Consider the following 9,387-nt stretch of genomic DNA (forward strand, 5'->3'; position numbering starts at 1 on the left):
AATTCCTCTCCGTCCTCCAGGCCATATGGTCTTGCGGCAATATATAACACGTCATCTTCTATCCACTCCTCCCCTTCCTCCTTTTCCGTGTCGAGCTCGGCCAGGGTCATCGAATAGATATATGGGGTTATCTGCCTGATATCTTCAAACCGCCCGCTGAAATCGCAGAGATAGCATGTGCCTTTGGGGAAGCCATCGCCTGTGGCATTTTCATGGTCGAAATGCTGTCCGGCAAATGAGCCGTCCTGGTTCAGCACAAGCTCTGTCCCGGAGGAGCTTGCGCCGCTCGCAAACAGAAACTCTATGGGAAAGACAGATGCCAGCGGCATCGCTCCCTCCAGAGGTTCCGGCACAATGTCCTGACCGTCTTCCCGGAGGGCGATATAGGCATCATTGGCAGAATCATATTGATAGATGTTATTTCCGTCATCTGTTATCGCATAATTGGCTATCAGCCTACCAGCGTCCTGTCCGGCGGACTTCCGATATCTTACCTCAAAACGATAGACCTTCCTCTCCCCGACCATTCCGTCTGTAGGATCCGTGGGTTCTAACACATAGTCAGCCGCCCATTGGCCTGCGTCGGACAGATACCTCTGCAGAATTTCGCCCGCTTCTTCGCCGGAAATCTGTTCCTCCTGTGCTGCGGTTCCCGATTCCGTCCCTGTTTCTGCCCTGGTTCCCATCCCTGCATCCGTTCCGGTTCCCGTTCCTGCTCCGGCTTCCGCTCCGGTTCCGGCTCCCGCCGCAATCCTCACTTCCACATTTTCCACCGACAGATACACCACCTTATCTTCCCCGGACGGGTCCCGCATCTTATTTACCCCGATTTTATACCAGGCGCCTTTTTCCACATCCAGCTTCACAGGCATCCCCGGCGTGATGTAAGTCGGCTCTCCATATGCGTTCTCCTGACTGGCCTCCACCGGGAGCAGCACAATCATACCGTCTCCCATCCCCTCCCCGGCATACAGGGTAAGGGTATTGCCCTTGGGGCTGATTTCCTCATCCGAATAATAAAAGCTCTCGGTGCCCTCTGCCGGTATGGTCACCTTTATCTGCCAGGTCTTCGGCGAAGTGGTCAGAAAACATACCGCCACGATCAGGCAGACGAAAACGGAGACCAGCACCACCCAGAATCCGGGCTTTTTATAATCCAATACCGCATTTACCCGCTGCTTCACTCCCACCTCTCCAAAAGCGGGCGGACAGGCCAGAACCATTCTGCGCTGTGTACTACAGTTCAGTAGTGCAAATAAATAGGATTTCTTTTCCGCTTCGTCCAGCCCGCGGATCACCTTTTCATCACAGGCCAGTTCCATATCCCTGGACAGCAGGATATAGGCCACCCAGGACAGCGGGTTGAACCAGTAGACCGCAAGCAGCAGATAGCCCAGCAGCTTCCACCAGTGGTCTCCCCTCCTGATATGGGCCTGCTCATGAGCCAACATGTACCCCATCTGGCTTTCCTCCGCGCTGGAAGAAAGATAGATTCTGGGGCGAAACATCCCAAGGATGAAAGGCGATGCCACCCTATCCCCGATCCATATGTTGTCCCGCAGAAGGATGGCCTCCGAGACGCTCCCGCGCAGGCGGAGATAACCAATCAGCGCATAGCCCAACAGGCAGCCTAAGCCAATCATCCAGAGGATTCCCCCTGTCTCTATCCAAAGATACGGCAGATTCGCCCTGGATTCTGCCGCCAGGGAATGCCCGCCGGGGACTGTCCCGTCGGGACGGACGGCCACCGGCACTCCGCCGCCTATGCCATCAGGACGGGCATCCATAGACGCTCCGCCGCCTATCTCGATAGGGCTGACAATCGTCGGCCCTCCGTCCGCAGCCATGGATTCCCCGGAAAAGCGAACCATGGCAGAGGCGATGTCCTCCGCGTTGGGAACCAGGCTGAGGGTGCTCTCAAAGGAGACCAGGCAGATCAGCCGGATGGCCACAATCCCCCACAAAATACAGCGAATCCATTTCGGCGCTTTCCTCAGAAGCAGCCGCAAGGCGATTACCGCCAGTATCAGCCAGCTTGCCGCGATGCTCATATGCAACACTTTCGAGAATACTCCGCCCATCCTCACACCTCCCGTCTGCCGTCAATAATCCTGCGTATCTCTTCCGTCTCCTCCTCCGTAAGGGGCTTCCCTTTCGTGAACGCCGCAATGAACGCCGGAAGGGAGCCGTCAAAGCTGTCCTCCACATATTTCCGGCTCTGCAGCGAGTAGAACTCCTCTCTGGAGATCACCGAGGTCACGACTCCGTTGTCGTTCCGGAACAGCCCCTTGTCGCATAAGCGCCGGAGCACATTGTGGGCCGTGGTGCGCTTCCAGTTGAACTCCACTGCCGTAAGCTTTACCAGCTCTGAGGAGGTGACAGGCTCCCGTTCCCAAATCATGTCCGCGTAGCGGGCTTCTATCACGCCTAATTGTATCTCCTGCATTTTTCTCCCTCCTTACAGACCATTCTTTGTGGTCTCACATACAGACTACACTATATGGTCTGTGTTGTCAAGGGGTTTTATGGCTCTGTATACGTTTCCTGCTCATCTGCTTTCTGCTATAGTATCCGAACAGAGCGAAATCATGAATCTCCATCCGCAACCGCAGGTTGCCGAAAAGAACTTCCATGTTGGTGGCATACAGCGTCATTATTGTGTATAATACAAACCAATGAGGAGGCACTGCAATGAAGTTATCAGAGAAAATCATAGCGCTAAGAAAAGCAAACGGAATGACGCAGGAAGAACTGGCATCCATCTGTAATGTCAGCAGGCAGTCCATCTCCAAATGGGAGGCCGATATCGCATTACCGGAGACGGAAAAACTGCTGATACTGGGAGAAACCTTTCAGGTATCGATGGATATTTTGCTAAAAGATGAACTGGCATTGCACGAGGTGAAAGAGGTTCCTGTCTGCGGCAATAATGCAATCCGAAAAAAGAAACAGGAATTGTACGAGGGCATATTGATAAAAGAAAGCATAATGGACGACAGCATCATTGATTGCCTTAACATTCATAAAATCGAATTGTGGCATACCGGCGGAAAACCAAAATATTGGACAGCCCTGTTCTTTACCAGCGGCAGAAAAGATTTTCCGGAGCAGCTTTCAAAAGTCATGCTGTCCGTCCCTGACGAGGGAGAGAATTGGTTTGTTGATTTTAAGGCAGGAAATGAAAAATATATTGTCTTTCAGGATAAAATTTTAAAATATCAGATTGGAAATCAGGCCGAAAAAGACCGTGTGCGCATGGAATGCAGGAAATTAGGCATCTCAGATGAACAGATGAATTGGCCGGAATAGGAGGGCAACATGAGAGTTTTATTGACATCAGCAGGTTTGGAAACAGAGGAAATCAAAGCGTGTTTTATGGATATGGCAGGCAAAGATATGGCTTTGGCAAAAGCGCTGTTTATCCCTACGGCAGCAATCGATGCAGGCGCCATAGAAGTTTTGCCAAAGTGCATGAACGACCTGTTAAAATGCGGTATCTTAGACGAAAACATTGACGTATTTGACCTGCATATCGGAATGGAATCGGAGAAGCTGCGGCAATATGATGTGGTATATCTGTGTGGAGGGAATACACAATATCTGCTTGAAAGAATCAATGCTACCGGGTTCCATGAGTCTCTGACAGAGTATATCAATGACGGCGGCCTGGTCATAGGAGTCAGCGCCGGCAGCCTCATTTTTTCCAATAATTTAGAGAATAATCTGGGGTTGATAGACACGAAATTAGACGTCCATTGTATAACAGGGGAAAAGAGAGGAAAGCTGGCATATCCCTTAAAAAAGAATGTGAGGCTCACAAATACATGCGCCCTTGTAATACGGGATTTTCCGGATGGGGTGGAAATAATCGGAGAATAGAAAGGTTCCTGCCTGTTCCGAGTACATGCTCCCAGGGAGAACCCGGAAGACGGATATAGAATGTCTGCCTATCCTGTCGTGTAATTTCCGAAACAATTCCTCGCTTATTCTGGTGTCATAAGGAATTGTCTACAAATAACTGCTACGAGTTGAAAGCCGTTTTCCTTGTGTTTCAGGGCTTTTTCCTACAGAAGTTGTAGCAGTTATTTTCCGACAGTTCCTAAGTAAAATCATCCATTTTCAAATACTGGTTTTGCCTGTGATAAAGATTATCATACAGTTCAATCGACCCAATAACCGTGCTATCCTCATAAACCCTCACACAGTTCCGATCCATATCAAGCCGAACCATCCTGCGTCCTCCCTGTCTTTCATTTTTGGAATTGGGAAGAATCAATCATCCTCCAGGCACCGTCACCTCAATTTCTTCGAAAAGTGCAGGACCAGATTGTCATCATTCACACATTCTCCATACGGCGCACATACCTTATCGCGAAACCAAACACCGGAGCCGTCCGGTATATAACCGCGCTTCACATACATTCGCTGGGCGCTTCCGTAACCGCTGTGGAGTCCGACGCCAATGGTGACCACGTCCGCATACCTTGCAGCGATTTCTTCCGCCACGTCCATCAGGACGGTGCCGATTCCAAGCTTCCTGTATTTTTCCAATACCCCGAAATCCACCAGCTCCGGATAGCCCTTCCCGACAAAGGGGCCGCTTGTAGGATTAGGATACACATTTAGATATCCCACGGGCCTGCCCTCATATTCCGCCACCAGGGAAACTGCCTTTCCCGCCCTCTGGTCTTCCAGCCTTTTCAGGTATTTTTCAATGGACGCATCCCAGCCCTGCTCAATCTCGGCCTCTGTAATCGCCTGTGCGTCCTCCTGTTCCATGTTGCGGATTGTCAATCGTCCTTTCGATAAATAAACCATGAACCATATCCCTCCTCTGTTTCCATCCTCTTCCTCATCCTGCCGGGGCACCCTCCGTTCCGCCGCAAAGCCCCCGGAGAGCGCCGCAGCCTGGGACAGCCTATATCCTTATGTAAAGGAATACTCACACTCCGCCTGTAGCTGCTGCAGGCCCTCTTCGCTTCCGGCACTTTGGGGATGTACAGGTTTACGCCGTTTACATATTTTTGGATTTCTTTTATCAGCTCTTTGGGCAATACGATATCTGCATTGATATAGCTCATTTTTTCTCCTTTCGACAATTCGTGATCAAAAAGAGAAATCCTATGCGTTTATCTTCTTGTCCCTCTCTGCCCTCAAAGCGTTAAAGGCACACACCTCGCATAAAAATAATCATATTAGATACGCTCCCTTCTTAAGCCTTCTATTTCTTACGGTATCCATTTTACCGCTGCCATACGCCCGCGTCAAGCCTTTCCGCCCCTTTCAACACAAAGCCCTATAATCACATGGTAAACGCCGTTTCCACACAGAACGGGCGTTTGGCGGCTATTGCATATTTGATATTTTGTATTGTGGCAATAGGCGTAGCTGAGAAAAAAGGTCATTAAAAAGTCAGTAGCCGAGATGTGTTAAGCCTGTATTTTGGAAAGCAGCGCCTCTTGTAATACCTGGGAAAAGTTGATTCCCATAGAAATGGCGCGGTCGTTCAGCCATGACGGTATGGTTAAAGTCTTTTTTACCGCTTTCGTGTCCTGATACTGGTTCATGTCACATGATACAAGGGAGGAAAAACCTTCAGCCGCATGAATGGCAGAGATATCGGAGGGAGAAGCGATATTATCTCCATGTTCTAACAATGACAAAAGGTCTCCATCTCTATCAGTATCATCATATGCGCTCCGCTGGATAAATCCAAGGGGCTTTTCATGCACTTCGGGAATTCTTTCTCCGAAAAAATCCTCAATACTCTTTGCCTGCGGTTCCTTCAAAGGCTATAATGAAAAAAGAAAAAAATATTTCAAAAAACTTGTAAGGTTTTTGGAACTGGGAAGTCTTATAAGCGAGGAGGTGAGAAAGTGGCAGGTTTCGAAGAAGAATTTGAAAAAATCTATATCAGATACTTTAATGATGTATTTCTTTTTCTCAAAAAGCTGTCAAAAGACGAAAGCATTGCAGAAGAGATCACAAGCGAAGCTTTTTTTAAGGCAATGGGTTCCATAAATCATTTTCGCGGCGAAACAGACATCCGTGTCTGGCTTTGCCAAATTGCAAAAAACTGTTATTTCTCCCACTTGAAGAAGCAACAGCGTATTGAAACTATGGATGATATGGATTTCCCGGACACCCAGGACACCATTGAGGAACGAATAGCAAAGCAATGCGATGCCATGCAGATCCATCGCCTGCTGCATCATTTAGAGGAACCCTATAAAGAAGTTTTCATGCTGCGGGTCTTTGGAGAGTTAAGCTTTAAACAAATTGCAGATATTTTTCAAAAAACAGATAACTGGGCCTGCGTCACTTATCACCGGGCAAGAAATAAAATATTATCGCAAATGGAGGACAAAGATGAGCCATACATGTAATATAATCAGAGACATCCTTCCGCTTTATGCAGAAGACATGGTAAGTACGGATACACGGGAGTTCGTCAGTGAGCATCTGGAACATTGTGAAGCCTGCCGTGCAGAGCTTGCACATATGCGGAAACCTGCGGACTTTATCCCCGACGCTGCTGTTGTTCCGCTAAAAAGAATCAAAAAAGGATTATTTATCAAACGCCTTCAGACTGTTTTTTTAACCGCAATTTTGGCATGCGCCATAGCGGCGGTTGCTTTTGGGATTCTAACATCCCCTAAATTTTTCCCCTATTCCGACGGCTTGTTCCAAGTTATTGATGGCCTTGACGGGAGCATTACCATCACATTTGAGAATAAGGTGACAGGTTATAGCTGTATGAAAGAATTCGACAATGAAACGGAAACTGAGATTTATCGCATAAATGCCTGGACTACAACCTGGGACTTACATTCCTCTCATCGCGGAAGACAAAACATGGTCATACCTTCCGATAGAGAACCTAAAATCCGGATTTTCTATGCCCAAAACAACGGTTCTGAAGATGTGCTGATTTATGGGTCAAATGAAAATACAGAAGAACATGGCGTGACACTGCCAAGACTGATTCTCATGCCGTACTTTTTATTCGCCCTTTTCGCCCTTGTTGCCCTGGCAATTATGCGGTTCCTATTGAGAAATAAGCCGGCTGTCACGATTTGGCTTGACAGAATGCTGTTATTCCCCATTTCCTACCTTGCAGCGCATCTTTGCACAAAGGGAATCCGCTTTACCACGTATTCGTCACAACGAGATTTCTGCATTATCCTTCTGGTCGCTATCCTGTTCTATTTTGCCCTGTTGACAGGAAAATCTCTCTATAAAGCAAAAATAGCGGCATCTCAGAAGAAAGCCGAAAAGAAACGCTGAGAGCGCTTTGAGGGGGGCACACATGAAAAAATCTCTATTTAGGCCAACGGATATATTAGAGCTAAGTATTGCATATATTTTCTGCTTTTTTCTGAATCTGCTTTTTGATTATGGAAAGACTTTAGACCTGGATTCTTATCTTCTGGAAGCTTTTTTGAAGAATTACATGGATTACCGGACCTTAATTGTCCTGGTATTTACATCTATCGCAATTGTTTTTCATTATCAAATGCTGCGCAGAAAAAAGGAGGAAATATTTTGCAGAATACTTGTAGGAGCTACTGTATTTCATATCACGATTCGGTATATACGGGATTGTCTAAGGATATTAATTCCCGTTTATTTCTTATCGGTTTTTGCAAATTTTTATCTGAATTTCAACTTGGCCAGCAATTTTTACTTAGTTCTTATTCTTATCACATATATACTAATCAGCGCAAGGCAGGTGCGGAAATATGAAAATTTTTAAGTTCTTTGTTTCACAAATATTTTTAAGAAAAGCGATACTTGGCATAGGTATGATTCTGTTGCTTTGTATGGCAAATTACATTACTTTTACTGCTGCCCGTTCCATTTTATCCACTTTTCAAGGGTATCAGGAAACAAACTATATCAATCAGGAAGGGGTTTACATCGCTAATTTAGACCCGGACAGCCCTATAGATATGGGTTTCATAAGCGAAAACGGAACACAGGCAGTATATGACTATTTAAATAGTAATTTTGATTATGCTTTTTATACAGATGGATTTATTGTATCTATCCCTAACCCTGACGGTATGGAAATCTCATTGGGCTATATGAATGAGGGGTATTATAACTTAAAACAATTTGAACTTTCACAAGGGACAGATTTAGATTTCAATTACCAATTTGACAGGGAAATACCTGTTCTCATAGGAAAAGGGTTAAGCAAAACATACCCGGTGGGGTCAACCATAAAAATGGAAGAATCTGTCCTTGGGCGACCCATAACGCTGAAAGTTCAAGGGGTTTTGAAGCAGAATGCTTACCGTTCTAATTACTATGCTCTCAATTCCAAGACCTACTACAATTTTTCGATTCTGGTTCCTGTAAATGAGGAATTTCTGAATCACGCAGCGATAGATCTTACATTAAATGACCTCATGGATGTTGCCATTCTGGGAACCACAAAGGAAGAAACAGCGGATTTAGGGAAGGTCATCAATGATAATTTGGGCTTAGAATTTAATTTCCTCAGCCAACAGGATAACTATGATTATTTCAAGGAATATTATCTTCATGCCTTAAAAATGATATGCATCATCACCTTTGTCTTGCTTATCGTCATAACCTGTCTTTCTATTTGGAATGCATTCGTCAATGTCCGTTCCATGTTGAAAGACTTTACAATCAATCTATTGGTGGGATTAAGTGATTCCAAGCTGAAACAAATATTTTACGGTTATTTCGGGATACTTTCCTTTCTGAACCTAACAGCTGTTTTTATCATCACTGCTTTCAACAGATATGGGTGTTGGTTAAGAAAAGATGCTACTTTCGCCACTTACGGATTGTTTGGTTTGATAGGAATGGACTGGCTGGCTTTCTTGTTGGTAGCCGCTTCTGACATTCTTATGGGAGTAATTGTCGTGGAAAGCATGTTATGGAAAGTCAAAAAAATTCCGATTTCCCTGGGGGTATTACAATGACGAAAATAATTGATTTAAGGGTGAAAGAAAAAATTTATAAGAGCAGAAAGTCGCGGCTTTCCATATTAAATGACTTCAGCCTTCAAGTGGCCGCCGGTGAAAAAATTGCCATTGTAGGCGAATCCGGAGCAGGAAAAAGCTCCTTGCTGAATATCATTGGATTGATAGATAGAAATTACCATGGCGAATATACTCTTTTGGGTTCGCTGACGAATGATTTACACGCAAGTAAGTTAGCGCAATGGCGAAACCAAAAGATCGGTTTCGTTCTTCAAGAGTCAGCGCTTATCAATTCTTTGACGATTGAAGATAACATCAAACTGCCTTTCCTTTACGCAGAGAAAAAAACGTTTCAGCCAGAGGATTTCGAAAGCGTAATCAGTGCAATCGGCTTGAAACCTATTCTAAAAAAGAAGAGATCGGAAGA

At 45.8% G+C, this 9,387-nt stretch carries 9 protein-coding genes and 1 pseudogene (1 of these 10 only partly in view); 6 read left to right on the plus strand and 4 right to left on the minus strand.

The window, feature by feature from the left end:
* Both Q2B33_RS08820 and Q2B33_RS08825 read right to left on the minus strand, forming a co-directional pair.
* Positions 1 to 2,051: M56 family metallopeptidase (locus Q2B33_RS08820; RefSeq protein ID WP_300913956.1), on the minus strand; the 2,051-nt coding region annotated here is incomplete at its 3' end.
* 32 nt (positions 2,052 to 2,083) lie between these two features.
* The gene (locus Q2B33_RS08825; protein WP_251207309.1) at positions 2,084 to 2,446 is read right to left on the minus strand and encodes a BlaI/MecI/CopY family transcriptional regulator; all 363 of its coding nucleotides are present in this window, start codon (positions 2,444 to 2,446) and stop codon (positions 2,084 to 2,086) included.
* Between the two features lie 245 nt (positions 2,447 to 2,691).
* Between Q2B33_RS08825 and Q2B33_RS08830 the strand changes: the two genes are divergently transcribed.
* Both Q2B33_RS08830 and Q2B33_RS08835 read left to right on the plus strand, forming a co-directional pair.
* Positions 2,692 to 3,309 (plus strand): helix-turn-helix domain-containing protein, encoded by a 618-nt coding sequence (locus tag Q2B33_RS08830; RefSeq protein ID WP_300564854.1) that lies wholly within the window; start codon positions 2,692 to 2,694, stop codon positions 3,307 to 3,309.
* Positions 3,310 to 3,318: 9 nt separating this feature from the next.
* Positions 3,319 to 3,879, plus strand: coding sequence for a Type 1 glutamine amidotransferase-like domain-containing protein (locus tag Q2B33_RS08835; protein WP_300564856.1), 561 nt, complete (start codon positions 3,319 to 3,321; stop codon positions 3,877 to 3,879).
* 414 nt (positions 3,880 to 4,293) lie between these two features.
* On the opposite strand, the gene Q2B33_RS08840 is transcribed toward Q2B33_RS08835, so the two are convergent.
* Together Q2B33_RS08840 and Q2B33_RS08845 are read right to left on the minus strand one after the other, a co-directional pair.
* Positions 4,294 to 4,818, minus strand: a complete 525-nt coding sequence (locus Q2B33_RS08840; RefSeq protein ID WP_289768674.1) for a GNAT family N-acetyltransferase — start codon at positions 4,816 to 4,818, stop codon at positions 4,294 to 4,296.
* A 611-nt stretch (positions 4,819 to 5,429) separates the two neighbouring features.
* Entirely contained in the window at positions 5,430 to 5,789 is a 360-nt protein-coding gene (locus tag Q2B33_RS08845) for a hypothetical protein (protein WP_300815107.1), read from the minus strand.
* A gap of 87 nt (positions 5,790 to 5,876) precedes the next feature.
* Here Q2B33_RS08845 and Q2B33_RS08850 point away from each other — a divergent pair, with 87 nt between their 5' ends.
* The 4 genes and pseudogenes from Q2B33_RS08850 to Q2B33_RS08865 form a co-directional block, all read left to right on the plus strand.
* Positions 5,877 to 6,386: an RNA polymerase sigma factor gene (locus Q2B33_RS08850; RefSeq protein WP_300564860.1), complete on the plus strand. Its 510-nt coding sequence runs from the start codon at positions 5,877 to 5,879 to the stop codon at positions 6,384 to 6,386.
* Complete coding sequence (locus Q2B33_RS08855) at positions 6,370 to 7,287, plus strand: zf-HC2 domain-containing protein (protein WP_300564862.1); 918 nt, start codon at positions 6,370 to 6,372, stop codon at positions 7,285 to 7,287. The genes Q2B33_RS08850 and Q2B33_RS08855 overlap by 17 nt, the downstream gene beginning before the upstream one ends.
* A gap of 455 nt (positions 7,288 to 7,742) precedes the next feature.
* The gene (locus tag Q2B33_RS08860; RefSeq protein WP_300564864.1) at positions 7,743 to 8,960 is read left to right on the plus strand and encodes an ABC transporter permease; all 1,218 of its coding nucleotides are present in this window, start codon (positions 7,743 to 7,745) and stop codon (positions 8,958 to 8,960) included.
* A pseudogene (locus Q2B33_RS08865) lies at positions 8,957 to 9,387 on the plus strand (ABC transporter ATP-binding protein); it runs 214 nt beyond the window's last position. Before Q2B33_RS08860 ends, Q2B33_RS08865 begins: the two are co-directional and overlap by 4 nt.

The organism is uncultured Acetatifactor sp. (assembly GCF_948601915.1).
GTDB lineage: Bacteria > Bacillota > Clostridia > Lachnospirales > Lachnospiraceae > Acetatifactor.